At 62.4% G+C, this 18,843-nt stretch carries 21 protein-coding genes; 3 read left to right on the top strand and 18 right to left on the bottom strand.

The features are described 5' to 3' along the window. Window positions 1-299 precede the first annotated feature (299 nt). The 3 genes from PMI07_RS19985 to PMI07_RS19975 all read right to left on the bottom strand — a co-directional run bounded on the left by PMI07_RS19985 (window position 300) and on the right by PMI07_RS19975 (window position 2,444). Window positions 300-1,241, bottom strand: a complete 942-nt coding sequence (locus PMI07_RS19985; RefSeq protein ID WP_245277195.1) for a sensor histidine kinase — start codon at window positions 1,239-1,241, stop codon at window positions 300-302. Window positions 1,242-1,404: 163 nt separating this feature from the next. Continuing rightward, window positions 1,405-1,569 (bottom strand): DUF1328 family protein, encoded by a 165-nt coding sequence (locus PMI07_RS34365; RefSeq protein ID WP_007758228.1) that lies wholly within the window; start codon window positions 1,567-1,569, stop codon window positions 1,405-1,407. Window positions 1,570-1,649: 80 nt separating this feature from the next. Beyond that, the gene (locus PMI07_RS19975) at window positions 1,650-2,444 is read right to left on the bottom strand and encodes a response regulator (RefSeq protein WP_007758225.1); all 795 of its coding nucleotides are present in this window, start codon (window positions 2,442-2,444) and stop codon (window positions 1,650-1,652) included. 168 nt (window positions 2,445-2,612) lie between these two features. Here PMI07_RS19975 and PMI07_RS19970 point away from each other — a divergent pair, with 168 nt between their 5' ends. Continuing rightward, on the top strand, window positions 2,613-2,795 hold the full coding sequence (locus PMI07_RS19970; protein WP_037087568.1) for a NepR family anti-sigma factor: 183 nt from the start codon (window positions 2,613-2,615) through the stop codon (window positions 2,793-2,795). Then, window positions 2,792-3,358 carry an RNA polymerase sigma factor gene (locus tag PMI07_RS19965; RefSeq protein ID WP_007758222.1) on the top strand — a complete coding sequence of 189 codons (567 nt, stop codon included), beginning with the start codon at window positions 2,792-2,794 and terminating at the stop codon, window positions 3,356-3,358. Before PMI07_RS19970 ends, PMI07_RS19965 begins: the two co-directional genes overlap by 4 nt. Before the next feature lie 23 nt (window positions 3,359-3,381). On the opposite strand, the gene PMI07_RS19960 is transcribed toward PMI07_RS19965, so the two are convergent. After that, complete coding sequence (locus PMI07_RS19960) at window positions 3,382-3,726, bottom strand: response regulator transcription factor (protein WP_007758220.1); 345 nt, start codon at window positions 3,724-3,726, stop codon at window positions 3,382-3,384. A gap of 134 nt (window positions 3,727-3,860) precedes the next feature. Between PMI07_RS19960 and PMI07_RS19955 the strand changes: the two genes are divergently transcribed. Continuing rightward, on the top strand, window positions 3,861-4,619 hold the full coding sequence (locus tag PMI07_RS19955) for a Crp/Fnr family transcriptional regulator (RefSeq protein ID WP_007758218.1): 759 nt from the start codon (window positions 3,861-3,863) through the stop codon (window positions 4,617-4,619). A gap of 16 nt (window positions 4,620-4,635) precedes the next feature. Here the strand turns inward: PMI07_RS19955 and PMI07_RS19950 are convergent, their stop codons facing one another. The 14 genes from PMI07_RS19950 to PMI07_RS19885 all read right to left on the bottom strand — a co-directional run bounded on the left by PMI07_RS19950 (window position 4,636) and on the right by PMI07_RS19885 (window position 18,837). Beyond that, the gene (locus PMI07_RS19950; protein ID WP_007758217.1) at window positions 4,636-5,091 is read right to left on the bottom strand and encodes a hypothetical protein; all 456 of its coding nucleotides are present in this window, start codon (window positions 5,089-5,091) and stop codon (window positions 4,636-4,638) included. Further along, complete coding sequence (locus PMI07_RS19945; protein WP_007758216.1) at window positions 5,091-5,438, bottom strand: DUF883 family protein; 348 nt, start codon at window positions 5,436-5,438, stop codon at window positions 5,091-5,093. The genes PMI07_RS19950 and PMI07_RS19945 overlap by 1 nt, the downstream gene beginning before the upstream one ends. A 231-nt stretch (window positions 5,439-5,669) precedes the next feature. Next, window positions 5,670-7,064 (bottom strand): amidase, encoded by a 1,395-nt coding sequence (locus tag PMI07_RS19940; protein WP_007758215.1) that lies wholly within the window; start codon window positions 7,062-7,064, stop codon window positions 5,670-5,672. 21 nt (window positions 7,065-7,085) lie between these two features. Next, the gene (locus PMI07_RS19935; protein WP_007758214.1) at window positions 7,086-7,904 is read right to left on the bottom strand and encodes an ABC transporter permease; all 819 of its coding nucleotides are present in this window, start codon (window positions 7,902-7,904) and stop codon (window positions 7,086-7,088) included. Continuing rightward, window positions 7,901-8,851: an ABC transporter permease gene (locus tag PMI07_RS19930; RefSeq protein ID WP_007758213.1), complete on the bottom strand. Its 951-nt coding sequence runs from the start codon at window positions 8,849-8,851 to the stop codon at window positions 7,901-7,903. Before PMI07_RS19930 ends, PMI07_RS19935 begins: the two co-directional genes overlap by 4 nt. A gap of 192 nt (window positions 8,852-9,043) precedes the next feature. Further along, window positions 9,044-10,573, bottom strand: a complete 1,530-nt coding sequence (locus tag PMI07_RS19925; protein WP_155956571.1) for an ABC transporter substrate-binding protein — start codon at window positions 10,571-10,573, stop codon at window positions 9,044-9,046. A gap of 142 nt (window positions 10,574-10,715) precedes the next feature. Then, entirely contained in the window at window positions 10,716-11,645 is a 930-nt protein-coding gene (locus PMI07_RS19920) for a LysR family transcriptional regulator (RefSeq protein ID WP_007775631.1), read from the bottom strand. A gap of 81 nt (window positions 11,646-11,726) precedes the next feature. Further along, entirely contained in the window at window positions 11,727-12,476 is a 750-nt protein-coding gene (locus tag PMI07_RS19915; protein ID WP_024163962.1) for an ABC transporter ATP-binding protein, read from the bottom strand. Continuing rightward, entirely contained in the window at window positions 12,473-13,324 is an 852-nt protein-coding gene (locus tag PMI07_RS19910; RefSeq protein WP_155956590.1) for an ABC transporter ATP-binding protein, read from the bottom strand. The genes PMI07_RS19915 and PMI07_RS19910 overlap by 4 nt, the downstream gene beginning before the upstream one ends. 2 nt (window positions 13,325-13,326) lie before the next feature. After that, a complete protein-coding gene (locus tag PMI07_RS19905; protein WP_007756971.1) occupies window positions 13,327-14,259 on the bottom strand; it encodes an ABC transporter permease subunit in 933 nt (310 codons plus the stop codon). Next, the gene (locus tag PMI07_RS19900) at window positions 14,256-15,323 is read right to left on the bottom strand and encodes an ABC transporter permease (protein WP_007756972.1); all 1,068 of its coding nucleotides are present in this window, start codon (window positions 15,321-15,323) and stop codon (window positions 14,256-14,258) included. Before PMI07_RS19900 ends, PMI07_RS19905 begins: the two co-directional genes overlap by 4 nt. A gap of 39 nt (window positions 15,324-15,362) precedes the next feature. Continuing rightward, complete coding sequence (locus PMI07_RS19895) at window positions 15,363-16,970, bottom strand: ABC transporter substrate-binding protein (RefSeq protein ID WP_007756973.1); 1,608 nt, start codon at window positions 16,968-16,970, stop codon at window positions 15,363-15,365. A gap of 47 nt (window positions 16,971-17,017) precedes the next feature. Continuing rightward, a complete protein-coding gene (locus tag PMI07_RS19890; protein WP_007756978.1) occupies window positions 17,018-18,067 on the bottom strand; it encodes a dipeptidase in 1,050 nt (349 codons plus the stop codon). 92 nt (window positions 18,068-18,159) lie between these two features. Beyond that, window positions 18,160-18,837 (bottom strand): phosphoribosyltransferase, encoded by a 678-nt coding sequence (locus PMI07_RS19885; RefSeq protein ID WP_024163961.1) that lies wholly within the window; start codon window positions 18,835-18,837, stop codon window positions 18,160-18,162. Window positions 18,838-18,843: the final 6 nt, after the last annotated feature.

The raw sequence follows: 18,843 nt of genomic DNA, 5'->3' as shown, positions 1-18,843 counted from the left end.
AACGCCCTGGAACTTATTTCCGGGGCGTTCGTTATCACATTGTTCGAAGGCGACCCCCCGTCCCCCGCCCTACAAAGCCTTCGGACATACTCTTCAATCCCCCTCGAAGAGACGAACTGGCTCGGCTCCGTCAATCGGAACCGGGCCAGCTCAGTTTTATGGGTAGTGGGTAGTGGGTAGTGGGTAGTGGGTAGTGATCGCTACGACGGAGCAGGATTTTGGCAAATGCTTTCGTTGCGAGAGGTCAGCGGGCGACCTCGAAAACTACTCACTAACGACTAGCCACTAACGACCATCCCTCAATCCCCTCCGCTCTCCAGCGGGAATACCAGCCGATAGCTGATGCGGTCGTTCGAGATGACGTATTGCGCCTTGCCGTTGACCGAGGCGGGTACGACGCGTTCCAGCACCGTACTGCCGAAATGCGCCTTCAATGAATCCTCGGTATCATCCGAACTCTGGCTGGCATCCAGCACCTCGTCCCAGATCATTTCGAGCGAGTCATGACCGTTGAGGTGCATGCGGGTGCAGGTGACGTTGATCACCCGGCCGCTGCGCAACAGCGAACCGTGGCTGACCGCATTGACGATCAGTTCGTGCAGCGCCAGCCCGATATGCAGCGAGGCGTTCGGCGTCAACAGGATATTGTCGCCGTGCACGCGCACCAGATGCTTGTTCTCGGGCAGGTATTTTTCCGTCTGCTGCTGCACCAGTTCGAAGAAATAGGCGCCGCGCCAGCTGGAATCGGTGATCAGGTCCTGGCTCTGCGAGAGGGAATAAAGCCGTCCGCGGAACTTGTGCAGGAAGAGTTCCAGCGAGCCGGAATAGCGCGCCGTCTGCAGCGCAATGCTCTGGATGATGGCGAGCAGGTTCTTGGACCGGTGGCTGACTTCGCGCAGCAGCGCGCGCAGCAGCCGCTCGCGATGACGCTCCTCGGAACGGTCGATGATCGTGGTGACGAAATGCAGGCCGCCCTTGGCGAACTCCACCGTCTGGACGCGGAACTCGTAGATCTGCTCGGTGCCGATGGAAATCTCGATATGCCCCTTGCGACCGGGTTCCGTCATGCCGCCCTTGAGGGTCGTGAGTTTTGCACCCACATCGTCGCCGAACAGGCTGATATCGGTCGGGGTCTGAACATGCTCGACGGCCCAGACCTCCGGAAGATGGGTGACGAAGAGATAATTGCCGCCCGCATCCTGGATCATGATGCTGGCGCCGAGATCCACCAAGGCCGGCATGAAAAATTCGCGTAACTTGTCATCACTCTGACCAGCCTGCTGCCATGTCAGGGGATGCACCAAATTCCTCACTCCGTCTGCGGGCTTTCCGGGGAAACCGGGCGCCTGCTGCGTAGGCAGGCGCCCGGATTTATGAGTATGATTATCCACCTTTTATAAGACGTCAAACGCGCCGGAACAACCCGACGACCAGCGATATCAGCAGCAGCGCGAGAAACAGGAAAAACAGGAGCTGCGCGAGACCGGTGGCCGTACCCGCAATGCCGCTGAAGCCGAGCGCACCTGTGAAGATCGCGACGAGCAGACAGACAAGAGCATAATACAACATGGTTTTTCCTTTTCGGATGCGCCAGAACGCCACCTGTTGCATTTTGTTCCGGCCCGCCCGCGCGACTGCCGCCGGTGGAATCAAGCGGCCGCCTTCACTGCTTCGTTGAAGAACAGCGCCTGGCTGATCAACGCCTTCACCATATCCGGGTTGAAAGGCTTGGTGACCAGAAAGGCCGGTTCCGGGCGTTCACCGGTCAGAAGCCGTTCCGGGAAGGCGGTGATGAAGATCACCGGCACGCTCGAAGACTTCAGGATCTCGTTGACCGCGTCGATGCCCGAGCTGCCATCGGCGAGCTGGATGTCGGCAAGCACCATTTTCGGATGCGAGGACTGGAAGAGCGACACCGCTTCCTTGTGGGTGCGGGCGATGCCCGTGACGCGATGGCCGAGATCCTGCACCATCTGCTCGATGTCGAGCGCGATCAGCGGCTCGTCCTCGATGATCATGATGTCGGTTGCGACCTGGCGCGAGATTTCGCGGGTGGCGTCGTCGAGCAGACGATTCACCTCGCCCGTGCTGACATCGAGAACTTCGGCGGCTTCCTCGATGGTGAAACCTTCGACCGAGACCAGCAGGAAGGCATGCCGGGACTGGGAGGGAAGCATCGAGAGATTGGCTGCCGCGCGCTGTTCCCAGGCAAACGGCGATTCGATCGGGCGGATCTCGATGTCGGTGGAACCAAAAATCGCGACAAACAGTTTATAAAGCGAGACACGGTCCTTGGACGTTTCAGGGAAAATCGAAACGTCTGCGATCAACGCTTCCAGGACCGCGGCAACATAGGCGTCTCCCGAAGTCTGTGATCCGGTGACGGCGCGAGCATACCGACGCAGATATGGAAGGTGAGACGCAACGCGTGTGGTGAGTGACATACAAAATCTCCCTCGGTGCCCAGCGGGCAATTGACCTGCAATGAACGTGGGCCTGCAAAAAAAGTTCCGCAAGAGTGGAACTTTTTTTCCCGCCAGGAATTCCTTTGCCCGACGATATCGCAACAGGCTGCCCGCGTGATGAGTGACGAAAATAGAAAAAAAGAAGAGATGACAGAAATCCAGCCCCATGAAGTCCGACCCGGAGCGGTGCCGCCGAACGCTTCCATATCCCGCAAGCTGCGGGACTTCTACGACGCGGTGCAGGAGGAAGGGATTCCGGATCGTTTTCTCAATCTCCTCGAGCGCCTGGAACAGGCGGAGAAGAACGCTAAGCCGGTGAACGCAAAATGAGTAAAGAAGACGAGATCGACGATCGCGGCTTCAAGCGCGACCTTCTCGCGTCGCTGCCCAATCTGCGTGCTTTCGCGGTATCCCTGACAGGCCGGCACGACAAGGCGGATGACCTTGTGCAAGATACGATCATGAAGGCCTGGGCGAACCAGACCAGCTTCACCGCCGGCACCAACATGCGGGCGTGGCTGTTCACCATCTTGCGCAACGAATTCTACAGCCAGATGCGCAAGCGCGGACGCGAGGTGCAGGACAGCGACGGCCTGTTCAGCGAGCGGTTCTCGGTCCATCCCGAGCAATATGGCCGTCTCGACCTGCAGGACTTCCGCAAGGCGCTCGACAAGCTGCCCGACGACCAGCGCGAGGCGATCGTTCTGGTGGGTGCCGCCGGCTTCGCCTACGAGGAGGCCGCTGCGATCTGCGGCTGTGCCGTCGGCACGATCAAGAGCCGTGTTTCCCGCGCCCGTACCCGCCTGCAGGAACTGCTCGGCGTCTCCGGCGAGGGCGATTACGGCCCCGACGCGGGCGACGCGGCGATCACCTCACGCGCCTTTGGCAGCTGATCCGGAAATGGAGAAAACGCCGCTCACACCCGGGCGGCGTTTTTGACGGCTTCGACAAGGTGGTGGTCGTCGAAGGGTTTGGAGACGACGGTAATTCCGTCCCAGCCCTGCATGCCAGCCATATCCTCGAACCCGAGCGTGGTGAAAACCAGGCCTGCCCCGGAGGCTCGCAGTCGACGGGCGGCCTCCCCGTTCTCCGCATCGATCAGCGCGGAATCGATGACGATCACGTTGAACCGGGCGCGCTCCAGCTCGACCGCATAGTTGCGCGGCGTGGCGATCTGTACTTCGCAGGGAAGGGCCTCGGCAAGCACGGCCTCTACTTCCATGGCCACCAGAAATTCCCGATCGACGACGAGGATCCGCAAAGAAATGTCCGCCCTAAATTTCGACAATGAAATCGGGCTAGACCACCGAAAGATCGCGTGGTCATTTAAAAAAGACACAGACGGTGGGAAAACAGCCTACTATTGTTCGTGGGTTCCTTCTTTCATTGAGTCCTATGGCAAATCCCAAACCCGTCGTCCCCACCCGCATACCCTGCGAGCAATGTCCGCTGCGCCAGCGCCCCGGTTTCCGTGACTTTACGCGCGAGGAGCTGGCCTTCGTGTCGAGCTTCAAGATCGGCGAATTGCTGGCCGATCCGGGCATGTCGATCATGGTGGAGGGCGAAAGCAATCCGCAGCTCTATACGGTGCTGTCCGGCTGGGGTTTTCGCTACAAGATTCTGGAGGACGGGCGGCGGCAGATCCTCAACTACGTGTTGCCGGGCGACCTGGTCGGCCTGCAGGGCAATATCATGGTGGAGATGCAGCATTCGGTCGAAGCGCTGACGAAGATGACGCTCTGCATGTTCGAGCGCGACCGGCTCCCGACCCTGTTCCAGAACCACCCGTCGCTGGCCTACGACATCACCTGGCTCGCCGCGCGCGAGGAGTCCATGCTCGACGAACATATCCTGAGCATCGGGCGGCGGACCGCGCGGGAACGGGCCGCGTATCTGCTGGCATTCCTCGATGCGCGCGCCAAGGCGACGGGTGCGGCTCCAGCGGACAAGCCTGCGCCACTGCCGCTGACACAGCAGCATGTGGCCGACACCCTGGGCCTGTCGCTCGTGCACACCAACAAGACGTTGCGAAAGCTCGTGGACCAGGGACTGGTCCGCTGGCTCGACCGAGGTTGCGAGGTGCGGAACCGCGAGGGGCTTTATCAGGTCGCGGAATGGCGGCCGCCCGCGGAAGGCAGGCGGCCGTTTATCTAGATCAGATCAGCCGCGCCTATTCGGCAGGATCGGAATACCGGCGGTTGGAAGCGCCCATGGTCTTCGTAGCAAGGAACCCGAGACCACCAACGATCGCAACAAGCAGCAGCGGGCGCGATTTGACGAGCAGCGGCAATGCCGTCAGAGCCGCCGTCATCATCAGCGCCTTGGAACTGTTGGAGGCTGCGGCTTCCCGCTTGCGACGCTGCTCGGACGCGTTGGCGATGACCACGCAAAGGTAGAAGATCAATGCCAGCAGCAGCGCACCGCCGGCAACCGCAAGCAGCGCGATCGGCGGTCCCCAGATTCCGGCGAGATAGACGGCAAGCGCCGCCACCGCCAGCCCATAGGCCGTCAGCAGGAAAAGCAGCACGAAGGCATAGAGCATCGCGTTTCTTTTGAGCTTGCGCGCGAACGCCGCGATATCCATCGCGGCGAGCGAAGCCAAAAGGGGACCAAGGCCTGTCATCATCAGCGACGCGTCAGCAGCGCGAACAGGAACCCGACGCCGGCGGCGATGGCGACGGCCTGGATAGGGTTGGTGCGAATCTGGCGCTCCAGGTCCTTTTCCATCGACAGGGCCTGATCGCGGGCGGCTTCCACCATCTGCATCGAAGCGTCTGCGGCATCGTTGGCGACCCGGCGGGCCTTGCCCTTGTATTCGCTGGCCTTCTCGTTACCGACGGCGGCAACGCTGCGGGCGAGCGCTGCGATATCGTCCCGGAGCTGCTGGATCTGGGCTTCGACATCCTTGTTGGTTGCCGAGTTCGGGCCGGTGCCATTGCGGGTGAAGTCGGTCGTGGGGTTGGCTGCAGGCATATCGATCTCCTTGTTTTGCGGACCTTAGAGGATGCGCGCCGGGGAAGGCTTTGCGCGGGATCAAACGACGTTGGAAACGCGGAAGGGATCATTTTCCCAAGCAAGCAAACGCACGACCCGCGCATCCTGCTCACGTTGCGTTTCTGTGGCCGCCGGTGAACGCGGCAAAAGCGCGATTGTTCCCCCGTGCCAGCGCACGGGAGGTGAAATAGCCGAATAAGCTGGAGAGGATCAGGCGGCCGGCGGTTCGGGCCAGGCGGTGACGCCGCCGGTCCATTGCTCGAAGGCGCGCGACAGTTTCAACACCCTGAGGTCGTCGTAGCGCGGGCCGACGATCTGCAGGCCGATCGGCATGCCGGATTTCGAAAAACCGCAATTGATCGAGGAGGCCGGCTGTTCCGACATGTTCCACGGCACGGTGAAGCCGATATGCTCGAAGGGCAGCGCCGGATCGTTGGTAGGGGACGCCCATTCCGCCGGATAGGAGACGATCGGGTTGGTCGGCGAGATCACCGCATCGACGGTGGAGAACAGGCGGCCGCACGTCTTGCGCATCTCGATCGTCTGGTTGAAGCCGCGCACCGCCTCGACGCCGGAAATGGAAGTGCCGCCTTCCGCCCACTGGTAGATATAGGGCAGGATCAGCGCCCGACGTTCTTCCGGCATGGTCTCGATGTCGCCCCAGAACCGCGAGCGCCAGAAACTGTCGAGCCCGTCGAGCATGACGCGGGTGATCACCGGCCCAACTGGAATGATGATCGCGCCCGCCTCCTCGAAACGTTTGGCGGCGGCCACCACGGCATCGCGGACCTCCTCGTCCACGGCAAGGCCGATGCCGGCATCGAGCATCAGGCCAATCTTCATGCCCTTCACGTCGATATCGAAATCCAGCCAGTCGAAATCGTTGGGCGGCAGCGAGGTGCCGTCGCGCCAATCGGGCCGCGACAGCGTCGCCATGGAATAGGCGGCATCCCCGACCGTGCGGGTCATCGGCCCGGCGCAGCGCCCGACATAATAGGGATCGACCGGGATGCGGCCCTGGCTCGGCTTGAAGCCGAACAGCCCGGTCCAGCCGGCCGGCAGGCGCACGGAGCCACCGATATCCGTGCCGATATGCAAGGGGCCGAAACTGGCGGCGCCGGCGGCAGAAGCGCCGGCGCTCGAACCGCCGGGGTTCTGCGTCAGGTCCCACGGGTTGCGACTCAGATGGTGGAAACTCGACAGGCCGGAGGAGAGCATGCCGTAGTCCGGGCACGTGGTCTTGGCGAAGATCACCGCACCGTCCTCACGGCAGCGGGCCGCGATCGGCGCATCTTCGGCCGCAGGCGTCAGTTCGACGGCCGCCGTGCCGAGCGGCACCGGCTGGCCCTTGGTGGCAATCAGCTCCTTCAGCGTCACCGGAATGCCGTCCAGCACGCCCAGCGTCTCGCCCTGCATCCAGCGTTCGGTCGAGGCAGCGGCCTGCGCCCGCGCACTCTCCGGATCATAGAGGTAGAGCGCCTGCACATGCGGTTCGAAGGCGGCGACGCGATCCTCGACGGCCAGCCAGTATTCCGAGGGCGACAGCTTCTTGGCCGAATAAAGATCGAGCAATTCGTGGATCGTCAATTTCAGGAGGTCATTCATGGCAATATCTTCGTTTCGAAATCAGGAATTGTCGCGGGGATCGAGAAGGTCGCGCAGGCCGTCGCCGAGCATGTTGAGGCCGAGCACGGCAAGCGCGATCGCAAGCCCCGGCATCAGCGCCAGCCACGGCGCCTGGCCGAGGAAGGTCTGAGCATCCGCGAGCATCCGCCCCCAGGTGGGCGTCGGCGGCGGCATGCCGAGGCCGAGGAAGGACAGGCCCGCCTCGGTGAGGATAGCCAGGCCGAGCTGGATCGTCACTTGCACGATGATCTGGTTGGAAATGTTCGGCAACACATGCACGAGCGTGATCTTTGCTTTCGGCCGCCCCATGCTGACGGCGGCGGTGACATAGTCCCGCGTCCAGATCTGCAGGGCAGCGCCGAGCGAGAGCCGCGCGAAGACCGGCACCATGAACACGCCGATGGCGATGATCGCCGTGAAGCGTCCTGAACCGATGAAGGCGCCGAGCATCATCGCCGACAGGATCGGCGGCACGGCGAAGACGATGTCGCAGCCGCGCATGACGACGAGCTCCAGCCAGCCGCGCCGCATGGCAACGATGACGCCGGTTGCCGTGCCGATGCTTGCGCCGAGGAGGACGGCGAGGATGGAGGTCGACAGCGAGTTCCAGGCGCCGACCATCAGCATCGAGGCGACGTCGCGGCCGAACTGGTCGGTACCGAGAAGGCCAAAATCGAGCGGGGCCTTCAGCTTCTGGACGATGTTCATCTTCGTCGGCGGAAACGGCGTCCAGACGATGGCGACCAGCGCCACGGCAAACAGCGCGAGCGTGATGGCGAGCCCGATGAGGAAGACGGGGCGGCGGAGAGCTTTCCTCATTGAGCGCCTGCCCTCAGACGCGGATCGACCACCAGATAGGCGAGATCGACCAGAAAGTTCATCAGGATCACCAGGGCCGAGAAGAACAGCACGACGTCCTGCATGACGATGATATCGCGCTGGGAAAGCGCCTGATAGGCGAGCCGGCCAAGGCCCGGCAGGTTGAAGACGTTCTCGACCAGCACCGCGCCGGCGATCAGGAAGGTGAATTGCAGACCGAGCATGGTGAAGACCGGCACCAGCGCATTCGGCACCGCATGCCGCCAGATGGCGACGCCGTCGCTCACGCCCTTGGCGCGGGCAGTGCGTACGAAATCCTCGTTCATCACTTCCAGCACCGCAGCGCGGGCGACCCGGGTCAGCACGCCGGCCTGCGGCAAAGCGAGCGCTACAGCCGGCAGGATCAGTGCCTTGAGGCCGGCGAGAAAGCCGGCATCCCAGCCCGGAAACCCGCCGGCCGGCATCCAGCCGAGCATGGTCGAGAACAGGATGATCAGCAGCAGCCCGACCCAGAAGGCCGGCACCGCGATGCTGATATAGGAGAAGAGGCCGGCTGCGAAATCGAACACGCCGTTATGCTTCCGTGCCGCCTGAACCCCGAGAGGGATGGCGATCGCCACCGAGAGAACGATCGCAATGAGCGCCAGCGGCAGGGTGACTGCAAGCCGCTCCGCGATCAGCCCTGCGACCGGCACGCCATAGGTATAGGACTGCCCGAGATCGCCCCGGAAGACCCCGGCGAGCCAGGCGAGGTAGCGCACGGGAAGCGGCTGGTCGAGACCCAACTGTTTCTGGAGTGCGGCAAGCGTTTCCGGGCTCGCCGAGGTACCCAGCATGATCGCCGCCGGATCGCCGGGCAGCAGGTCCATGACGGTGAAGATCAGCAGCGAGACGATGAGCAGCGTGACGGCAAGGCTGAGGATGCGGCGGATGAGGAGGGAGATCATGGGCGGCATACTCCCTCTGATCTCCCCCCTTGCGGGGGAGATGTCATCGGAGATGACAGAGGGGGGTGGCGCCGCGAACACAATTGTCGAAGAATATGGGGAACTACCCCCCTCTGCCCTGCCGGGCATCTCCCCTTCAAGGGGGGAGATCGGTCTGCCGCACGCACTTCACTCCAACTCATCGCGTGAACTTCACTCTTCCCAATGCACATCCGTGAGCACGTTCGAGGGGATCGGTTCGTTTTCCCACAGGCCCTTCACCTTGCCGTCCCAGACGCCGAGCTTCGGCATGACGAACAGGAAGAGCGCCGGCACGTCGTTGGAAAGGATGGTCTGTGCCTCGCCGTAGAGCTTTTCCTGTCCGGCGGCATCGGAGGTCATCTCGACCTTTTTCAGCACATCGTTGAAGGCCGGGTTCTTGTAGTTGAAGTAGTAGGGATCACGGGAATAGATGTCGATGTCCATCGGTTCCGCATGGGCGACGATGGTCATGTCGTAGTCGGCGGCCTTCAGCACGTCGGCCACCCATTTCGCCGGGAATTCGGTGGTCTCGATGTTCATCGTCACGCCGATTTCCGCAAACATCGCCTGCAGCACCTGCGAGGTGCGCTGCGCATAGGCCATCTGCGGCGCCTTAATGGTGAAGGTGAAGCCATTCGGGAAGCCGGCTTCGGCCAGCAGCGCCTTGGCCTTGGCGGCATCATAGGGATAGACGCCGGTGAGGTCCTTGTAGCCGCGGTCGTTCGGCGTGTAATGGCTGCCGATCGGCGTCCCGAAACCGGACCAGGCGCCTTCGACCACGGTAGCGCGGTCAACCGCCATCATCAGGGCCTGACGCACCTTTTTGTCGCTGAACGGCTTGCGGGTGTTGTTCATGCCGGCGACGACCTTGAGCTCGGTATTGCCGATGACCGTCGTTAGCCGCTTGTCGCCCTCGAAGGACTTGATCAGTTCCGGCGCGCCGAATTCCGGGAAGGCATCCACATCGCCGGCCTTGAGAGCCGCGGCCTGGGCCTGCGGATCACTGATGAAACGGAAGGCGGCGGTATCGAGCTTCAACGAGATGCTCTTGTTCCAGTAGTCGGCATTCCTGGCGAGATCGACCTTGGAACCCTTGGACCAGCTGACGAACTTGAACGGGCCGGTGCCGACCGGGGTCGTCTTGTTGTCGGCGGCCGATTTCGGCTCAACAATCGTCGAGGACGGCCAGCCGAGCCAGTAGAGCAGGCTGCCGGCCGGCTGCTTGAGCTTCAGGACGAGCGTCGAAGCATCCGGCGTCTCGACCGTGTCGATCGAGGCGAAATAGCGCTTCTGCGGGTTGACGGAATCCGCACCGCGGGCGCGGTCGATCGAGTACTTGGCGACGGAAGAATCGAAAGCCACACCGTTATGGTACTTGACGCCTTGGCGGAGCTTGAATGTGTAAGTCAGGCCATCGGGCGAGATCTGCCAGCTTTCGGCAAGCTGCGGCTTGACCTTGCCGTCCTTGTCGATCGTCGTCAGGCCCTCGAAAATATTCTGCCAGGTCACCTGACCGATCGCCACCGGTGCGGCGATCGTCGGATCGAGCCCGGCCGGTTCGATCGCCATACCGACGGTGATTGCGGTCTTTGCCGCCGCCTCTGCCCCCGTCTGTCCCAAAAGAAGGCCTGTGCTCATCACAAGGCCGAAGGCTGCGCTTTTCAGAAAAGTCGCGGAGCCCAGAAACGTCGTCCTGCCCATCATCATCCCCTTTTTGACATGCGACCCAGCCTGATCGGCACCTGCAGGATCATCAATTGCAAAAAGTGTGTCATTTCGCAGGTGCACACACAATGCAGAATTTTGTGTTCTCTGTGTAGCCGAAAACGCTACACTGGAGCACTTAAGCAGTCGCTTTCCTGAGCGTCGATTTGCGGGTATCCGCACCGCGCATGAAACGCTCGATAAAGTCGACCAGCTTGCCTGCCGCGAAAGAGAGCTGCCGGTCGGGCGCGACGCAGAGATCGATCGGCGTGCGCACCGCCTTGCCGGCGGCAAGCGGCACCGCGGCAAGCTGGCCGGCATCGATTTCCCGTTGCACGGCGAGTGCCGGCAGAAGCGTGACCGCCGCGCGGCGCAACACGAGTTCCTTCAGCATTTCCAGCGAGCCGGTGACGAACACCGGATCGAGTTCCAGCCCGTCCTTGGTGAACAGTTCCTCGAAGGCCTGCCGAGCGCCAAAGTTCTTGTCGGGCAGAGCGAGCGGCATGTGGATCAGGTCGCGCAGGGTGAGTTCGCTTGCGCCGGCGGACGGATGGTCGGCGGCCATGATCACGTCATAGGTAATTTCGGAGCGCAGCCGCACCTTCACCCCGGATATCTTCGGCGCAAACAGCGTCACGACAAGATCGGCTTCGGCGGCGGCGAGCGCCTCGACCGCCTCGCGGGCGCTGGTGATCGCCACCTCGAACCGGAGCTTCGGATAGCGAAGGCTGAATTCGGCAAGCACCGGAGCGATCAAATTGGCGACGGTCGCACCGTTGGCATAGATCACCACTTTGCCGCGCTGCAGGCCCTGCAGATCGTCGATCAGTTGGTGGACGTGCTTGAGTTCGCGCAGCGTCCGCCCTGCCCGCGCCGCCAGCAGTTCGCCGGCCGCCGTCAGCTTGATGCCGCGATTGCTGCGCTCGACGAGCGGCGTGCCGAAATAATGTTCGAGATTCTCGATTTGGCGCGACACGGCAGTCGCCGCGACGTTGAGATTTTCGGCCGCCGCCCGCATGGAATTGGTGCGGACCAGTTCGTCGAAATACATAAGAGCCCGAAGCTGCATGCGATCCTGCCGGCTGAAACATGTCGCCCGAAAGCGGGGGCCGGTTTCGGGATGGTGACATACATAAAATCGAGACGCCCGTCAGCCGCGGCGGAAACCTTCGCTGGCGACGAGCAGCTGGCGGGTATACTCGGCTGAAAACTCGCGGTTTTCCAGTGCTTTCCGCGGCACCGTCTCGACCACCTTGCCGGTTTTCATCACCGCAAGCCGTTCGCACATATGGCTGATCACGCCGAGATCGTGGCTGACCATCACGAAGGTGAGGTTGCGGTCGCGGCGCGCCTGTTCGAGCAGGTTGAGGATTTCCGCCTGGATCGAGGCGTCGAGCGCCGAGGTCGGCTCGTCGAGCAGCAGGATCTTCGGCTCCAGGATCAACGCCCGGGCGATCGCGATGCGCTGCCGCTGGCCGCCGGAAAGCTGGTGCGAATACCGGAAGCGGAAGCCGGACCCGAGACCCACCTCGTCCAGCGCGCGGTTGATGCGTGTCTCGATATCGGTGAAACCGTGGATGACCAGCGGTTCCAGCAGCAGCCGGTCGACCGTCTGGCGCGGATGCAGCGAGCCATAAGGGTCCTGGAAGACCATCTGGACGGTGCGGTAGAACTCCTTGTCGCGCTTGCGTCCGGAATAAGAGCGGCCGGCAACGCTGAGCGTGCCTTGGTCGAAAGAGGCAAGGCCGGATATGGCGCGCAGGAGCGTCGATTTGCCGGAGCCGGATTCGCCGACGATGCCGAAGGATTCGCCGGTGCCGATATCGAAGCTGACATGATCGAGTGCGGCGAACTCATCATAGGTGACGACCATGTCGCGGATCGAAAGAGCCGATGTCATAGCGCCCACTCCGGCTTGCGGTCGAGAACCGGCAGCGGATGCCGGTCGGAACCGATGGTCGGCAGGCAGTTCAACAGCCCGCGCGTATAGGGATGCTGCGCATCGGAGAGATTGGCGGCTGGCAGTTCCTCGACGATCCGGCCGGCATACATGACGATGACGCGGTCGCAGAAGGAGGAGACGAGCCTCAGATCATGGGAGATGAAGATCAGCCCCATGCCCCGGTCGGCCACCAGCTTGTCGAGAATACCCAGCACTTCGAGCTGCACGGTGACGTCGAGCGCCGAGGTCGGCTCGTCGGCAATCAGCAGTTCCGGGCCGCAGACCAGCATCATGGCGATCATCGCCCGCTGCCCCATGCCGCCGGAAACCTCGTGCGGATAGAGCGAGAAGACCCGTTCCGGATCGCTGATCTGCACCGCCTCCAGCATGGCGAGCGCCCGGGCCTTGGCGGCCGAGGTCGAGATTCGCTCATGCGTCCTCAACGTCTCGACGATCTGCCGGCCGATGGTCATCACCGGGTTCAGCGAATATTTCGGATCCTGCAGGATCATCGCCACCTGCTTGCCGCGCAGCTGCCGCCGCTCGCGGGCCGGCATGGTGAGCAGGTCTCGGTCGCCGAAGGCGAGTTTTCGCGCGCTGATCTTCGCATGGCCGGGCGTCAGCCCCATGATCGCGCGGCCAGTCTGCGACTTGCCGGAACCGGATTCCCCAACGATGCCGAGCCTTTCGCGGCCAAGCGCGAAGGAAACGCCGCGCACGGCCTGCACGTCGCCGGTGCGGGTCGGAAAGGTGACGCGAAGATCCTCGACCGTCAGAAGCGGGGCCTTGGAGACCTGCTTTGCCATTCTCATTGACCGGCCTCCTTAGGATCGAGCGCATCGCGCAATCCGTCGCCGAGCAGGTTGAAACCGAGGCTGACGATCAGGATCGCAAAACCCGGCATGGCAGCGACCCACCACTGGTCGAGAATGAAGCGGCGGCCGGAGGCGATCATCGCGCCCCATTCGGGAAGCGGCGGCTGGGCGCCGAGGCCGAGAAAGCCGAGACCGGCTGCTGTCAGGATGATGCCCGCCATGTCGAGCGTGACGCGCACGATCAGCGACGAAATGCAGAGCGGCATGACGTGGCGCAGCACGATGCGGAAGGGCGAAGCGCCCATCAGCTTTACCGCGGCGATGAATTCCGAATTGCGGAAGGTCATCGTTTCGGCGCGGGCGATGCGCGCATAGGGCGGCCAGGAGGTGACGGCGATTGCAAGAATGGCGTTCTCGATGCCGGGGCCGAGGGCTGCCACCAGCGCCAGCGCCAGCACAAGCTTCGGGAAGGCGAGGAAGATGTCGGTGATCCGCATCAGCACCGCATCGATCCAGCCGCCCGCATAGCCGGAGACCGTGCCGACGATGAGCCCGATCGGGGCTGCGATGATCGCCACCAGCACCACCACCAGCAGCGTGAGCCGCGAGCCGTAGAGCAGCCGCGAGAGGATGTCGCGGCCCTGGTCGTCGGTGCCGAGCAGATAACCCGGCGAGCCGAGGGGCAAGAGGCGGGAATTGCGCAGGTCGCCGACAACGGGATCGTGGGGGGCCAGAACGCCCGCGAATGCGGCGACGAATATAAGCCCGAGGATGATCACCAGCCCCATCAGCGCCAGTCGGTTTTCGGCAAACCGGCGCCAGACGATATAGGCCCGTCCGAAACGCGCCTGGCGGCGCGAGGTCGGCCGGTCGGAGAGCAGCCATTCGCGGCTATAGGGTTTGAGACTGGTTTCCGCGATACTCATCGGCTGCGCGTCCTCGGATCGAGTGTCCGGTAGAGAAGATCGGAGAAGATGTTGATGCCGACGAAGACGGCGCCGATCACCAGCGTGCCGCCGAGCACCGCATTCATGTCGGCATTCTGCAGCGAGTTGGTGATGTAGAGTCCGAGCCCCGGCCAAGAGAAGATGGTCTCGGTCAGCACCGAGCCTTCCAGCAGGTTCGCATAGGAAAGCGCAATCACGGTCACCAACGGCACGGCGGCATTGCGCAGCGCATGGAACCAGATGATCCGCGTTTCCGACAGACCTTTCGCCCGCGCCGCCACCACATATTCCTGAGAGAGCTCGTTCAGCATGAAAGAGCGGGTCATGCGGCTGATATAGGCAAGCGAGAAATAACCGAGCAGTCCGCCCGGCAGCGCGATGTGGCGGAACAGATCCCACATCACCTCCCACTGGCCCTGCATGGCGGCATCGAGCAAATAGAAGCCTGTCTGCGGCGTGAAACTGTATTCGTAGACGATGTCGACGCGGCCCGGGAAGGCGACCCACCGGAGCTGTGCGTAGAACAGCACCAGCGACAGCAGTCCGAGCCAGAAGATCGGCACCGAATAACCGATCAGGCCGATGACGCGCACGATCTGGTCCGCAATGCTGCCGCGCCGGACGGCGGCCAGCACTCCGAGCGGGACACCGACGATCGAGCCGATCAGCGTACCGATGGTGGCGAGCTCCATGGTTGCCGGAAAGACGCGCCGGATATCCTCCAGAACGGGATTGCTGGTCAGCACCGAAGTGCCGAAATGGCCGGAAAGCGCCTGTTTCGCATAGATAAAGAACTGCTGGTAGATCGGCAGGTTCAGGCCGAGCTCGATCCGGGTTCGCTCATAGAGGTGCGCCGGCGCCCGGTCACCGACGATCGCCAGCACCGGGTCGATGGGGATGACCCGGCCAATGAAGAAGGTGACGACCAGCAGGCCGAAGATGGTCGTGACCACCGTCACCGCGAAACGCAGGACGGAGGTCGCGAAGGACGATGCACGGCGCCGATTGCGCCGTGTCGCCACGGAGGTTTCAGGTAAGGTCAAGGAATTCGCCTTTCGGGCTCAGGGCCTGCAACCGGACCCCTATTCCTTGGAGACGTTGAACACGTAGTTCGTATCGAAGGTCGGGCCGAGCTTGTAGCTCTTCACGCCCTTGGCCACGCCTGCGACTTCCGTCTGCTGGAAGACCAGCACGAACGGTCCGCTCTGCAGCACCTTTTTCTGCAAATCCTCGTAGATTGCTGCGCGTTTGGCCGAATCCCGTTCCAGGAAACCGGTCTTGGTTTCCTTCGTCAACTCCGGAACATCCCAGGCATTGCGCCAGGCCAACGTCTTCGTGGTGCCGTCGTCGGCATTGTTCGGGTTCGACGTGAAGGTTTCCGCGTTGGAGTTCGGATCCCAGTAGTCGACGCCCCAGTAGCCGATATAGATGTCGTGGGTGCGGGCGCGGTATTTGGTCAGCGTCTGCTTGCCGTCGCCGGGGATGATTTCCATCTTGATGCCGGCCTGGGCGAAGGTCTGCTGGATCGACTGCGCGATGCCGGTGGTCGGCTCGTTGTTGCGCACGTCCATGGTCACCGAGAAGCCGTCCTTCAGGCCCGCCTTGGCAAGCAGTTCCTTGGCCTTGGCAACGTCGAGCTTGTAGGGCTTGTCGTCGATCGAACCGAGAATGCCCTTCGGCAGGAAGGTCTGGTGGATCTGGCCGACTCCCTTGATCAGGGTCGAGCCGATCGCGTCGTAATCGACGAGATATTTCATCGCTTCGACGACTTCAGGCTTCTTGAGGTTGGGGTTCTTCTGGTTCAGGCTGAAATAGAAGACCGAACCCTTGGGCGTGCTGGTGACCGCCGTGCCCTTCTTGGAAACCGCGTCGATATCGTTCGGCTCGAGGTTGCGGGCAACGTCAATGTCGTTGTTATCCAGAGCCAGGCGCTGTGCCGCGCTTTCCTTCATATGCCGGTAGATGACGCGGTTGAGCGGCGGCTTCTCGCCCCAGTAATTGTCGTTGCGCTCCAGCACGACCACTTCGTTGGCGCGCCATTCGCGGATCTTGTACGGGCCGGAGCCGGCGAAATTCGTCTTCAGCCAGGCATTGCCATAGTCGTCATTGGTGACGTGCTGCGAAACGACCTTCTTGTCGACGACGGCAGCGACCGTGGCGGTGAGGCAGTTCAGAACGAAGGACGGAGCGTAGGACTGGTCGACGGTCAGCACGAAGGTATTGGCGTCCTTGGCGACTGCCTTGCTCGTGATATTGTCCTTCTTCAGGCCGAACTGGTTGAGGATGAAGGCCGGCGGGCCGTCGATCTTGACCGAGCGCTCGAACGAATAGGCGACGTCTTCCGCCGTAATCGGGTTGCCGGAGGCGAACTTCAGGCCCTGCTTGATCTTGAACGTGTAGGTCAGGCCGTCATCGGAGACAGTCCAGCTCTCGGCGAGGTCCGGCTTGACCTTGGACGTGTCGGCGATGTCCAGGCGCACCAGGCGGTCATAGCTGTTGCCATTGACTTCGCCGGCCGAGAATTCGAACGCCTGACCCGGATCGAGCGTAATGATGTCGTCGAAGGCAAGCCCGATGACGAGTGTGTCCTTCGGCGTCACCGCGAAGGCCTGCGGTGCGGCAAGCAGCATGAGCGACAGCGCCGCGCTCGCGGACAGCAGACGGACTCGTCCCTGAAGTGCATGAATCATGGTCGTTTTTCCCCTTTTGGTTATTTGACCTCTGGGGAAAACCAGCCTTATTCGTGCCAGGCCTTCCCCAAAACTCTCAGCCAGTTTTCCCGGCACAGCTTTTTTAGCTCTGCATCAGCGTAGCCCGCTCCCTTGAGCGCCGCAACCAGATTTTGATTTCCTGCAGCATCATGTATTTCTTCAGGAATCGAGGCCCCGTCGAAGTCCGATCCCAGCGCCACGTGATCGATGCCCATGCGTTGCACCATATGATCGATATGGCGCACCATCTCCGAAATCGGCGTGGCGACATTGTCGCGTCCGTCCGGACGTAGCATGGTCACCGCATAATTGAGGCCCACGAGGCCGCCGCTCTCCTTGATGGCATCAAGTTGGCGATCCGTGAGGTTACGGGCGACCGGCGTCAGCGCATGTGCATTCGAATGGCTGGCAATCAGCGGCTGGTCGGAAGTCTTGGCGACATCCCAGAACCCCTTCTCAGTGATATGGGCAAGATCGATCAGGATGCCGAGCGTGTTACAGGCCTTGACCAGTTCGAAGCCATGGTCGGTCAGGCCGGGGCCAGTGTCGGGCGACATCGGATAGGCGAAGGGTACGCCGTGGCCGAAGATGTTGTGCCGACTCCAGACCGGGCCGAGTGAACGCAGGCCGGCGGCATGGAAGACTTCGAGATTGTCGAGATCCGGATCGATCGCCTCGCAGCCTTCCATATGCATAACAGCAGCGAAGATGCCTTCGTCCATCGCCTTGCGGATGTCGGCGGTCGAACGGCAGAGCCGCCAGGCGCCCGCGCGGTCGAGGCGCAGCGCGATCGAGGCCTTTTCGAGCGCGATCGTCAGCGAGGGGAGATGATCGAGCGGGGTGGACAGCGGCGTGACGTAATGGCCGTTCTGGTCGGGCTCCTTGAGCACCAGTTCGCCGGACGGGATATAGATGGCGCAGAGGCCGCCGGCGAGACCGCCGGCCTTGGCGCGCGGTCCGTCGATATGGCCGTTCGGCGTGCCGTTTGCAAATTCGGCGATCGGATCGCCGCCCGCCTTCATGTTCCGCCAGAGCCGCAGGAGCACGTCGTTGTGGCCGTCGAACACCAGTTCCATGAAGTCTATTCCCGATTTTCTTGTGAAAGTTCCAAGGTGAGCAATGGGCCGATCCTAGCCAGCCCCTTCTCTTTCGCAAGCCGGAAAACGCGTCAGGCCGTCCAGCTCCCCTCGCCCGCCTTTTTCAGCATCGGGGTTGTGAAAACACCGGCTACGCGCGGCCGCCACTCCGGGCCGAACGCATCGAGCTTGTCGTGCCAGCGCTCCGATTGCAGCATGGCGGCACCGACGACGACCGGCTCGATGCCGAGCGAGACCATCAGCGTCAGGCCAGAGACGATCGAGGTGCCGCTGGAAATCACATCGTCGATCAGCGCGACCCGCTTGCCCTGGATCAGCGGCAGCATGCGCGGATCGACATAAAGCCGTTTCTGCTGTTCCGGCGTGGTGATCGAGGACAGCGGCACCGATAGGCTTTCGTCGTACCAGAATTTTCGCGAGGTCCCGAGCGGCACGTAGCGCGCATAACCGAGCGCGCGGGCGACGGCTGCAGCAAGCGTCAGGCCCAAGGTCGGCAAGCCCACGATGACTTCCGGGCGGAAGGCTGCAATCTTCGGCGCCAGGTCAGCGGCAAGCGCATCCTGAACGTCGAAACTCGCCTGGTTGATGATCAGAGAGGCAAGCGCGTGCTCTCCGTCGGCAAGCGGCCGGATCGGCAGCCGGATCTGGCTGCCGTCGTCCAGTGTCGCGGGGAAGAAGCCGGAAAACGGCCCTGCCCTGTCGAAAGAACCCACTGGGTGGACGTCCTGCCAGAAATCATGCGGCTGCATGCGCTT

It is taken from the genome of Rhizobium sp. CF080, from assembly GCF_000282095.2.
Lineage (GTDB): Bacteria > Pseudomonadota > Alphaproteobacteria > Rhizobiales > Rhizobiaceae > Neorhizobium.
Note: the sequence above shows the minus strand (reverse complement) of the source record. Positions and strands in the feature narration are given on the sequence as shown.

Coding starts and splice junctions, on each gene's coding strand:
- PMI07_RS19985 (WP_245277195.1), bottom strand. CDS start 1,241: ATGCCGGCCTTGGTGGATCTCGGCGCCAGCATCATGATCCAGGATGCG.
- PMI07_RS34365 (WP_007758228.1), bottom strand. CDS start 1,569: ATGTTGTATTATGCTCTTGTCTGTCTGCTCGTCGCGATCTTCACAGGT.
- PMI07_RS19975 (WP_007758225.1), bottom strand. CDS start 2,444: ATGTCACTCACCACACGCGTTGCGTCTCACCTTCCATATCTGCGTCGG.
- PMI07_RS19970 (WP_037087568.1), top strand. CDS start 2,613: ATGACAGAAATCCAGCCCCATGAAGTCCGACCCGGAGCGGTGCCGCCG.
- PMI07_RS19965 (WP_007758222.1), top strand. CDS start 2,792: ATGAGTAAAGAAGACGAGATCGACGATCGCGGCTTCAAGCGCGACCTT.
- PMI07_RS19955 (WP_007758218.1), top strand. CDS start 3,861: ATGGCAAATCCCAAACCCGTCGTCCCCACCCGCATACCCTGCGAGCAA.
- PMI07_RS19950 (WP_007758217.1), bottom strand. CDS start 5,091: ATGATGACAGGCCTTGGTCCCCTTTTGGCTTCGCTCGCCGCGATGGAT.
- PMI07_RS19945 (WP_007758216.1), bottom strand. CDS start 5,438: ATGCCTGCAGCCAACCCCACGACCGACTTCACCCGCAATGGCACCGGC.
- PMI07_RS19940 (WP_007758215.1), bottom strand. CDS start 7,064: ATGAATGACCTCCTGAAATTGACGATCCACGAATTGCTCGATCTTTAT.
- PMI07_RS19935 (WP_007758214.1), bottom strand. CDS start 7,904: ATGAGGAAAGCTCTCCGCCGCCCCGTCTTCCTCATCGGGCTCGCCATC.
- PMI07_RS19930 (WP_007758213.1), bottom strand. CDS start 8,851: ATGATCTCCCTCCTCATCCGCCGCATCCTCAGCCTTGCCGTCACGCTG.
- PMI07_RS19925 (WP_155956571.1), bottom strand. CDS start 10,573: ATGGGCAGGACGACGTTTCTGGGCTCCGCGACTTTTCTGAAAAGCGCA.
- PMI07_RS19920 (WP_007775631.1), bottom strand. CDS start 11,645: ATGCAGCTTCGGGCTCTTATGTATTTCGACGAACTGGTCCGCACCAAT.
- PMI07_RS19915 (WP_024163962.1), bottom strand. CDS start 12,476: ATGACATCGGCTCTTTCGATCCGCGACATGGTCGTCACCTATGATGAG.
- PMI07_RS19910 (WP_155956590.1), bottom strand. CDS start 13,324: ATGGCAAAGCAGGTCTCCAAGGCCCCGCTTCTGACGGTCGAGGATCTT.
- PMI07_RS19905 (WP_007756971.1), bottom strand. CDS start 14,259: ATGAGTATCGCGGAAACCAGTCTCAAACCCTATAGCCGCGAATGGCTG.
- PMI07_RS19895 (WP_007756973.1), bottom strand. CDS start 16,970: ATGATTCATGCACTTCAGGGACGAGTCCGTCTGCTGTCCGCGAGCGCG.
- PMI07_RS19890 (WP_007756978.1), bottom strand. CDS start 18,067: ATGGAACTGGTGTTCGACGGCCACAACGACGTGCTCCTGCGGCTCTGG.
- PMI07_RS19885 (WP_024163961.1), bottom strand. CDS start 18,837: ATGCAGCCGCATGATTTCTGGCAGGACGTCCACCCAGTGGGTTCTTTC.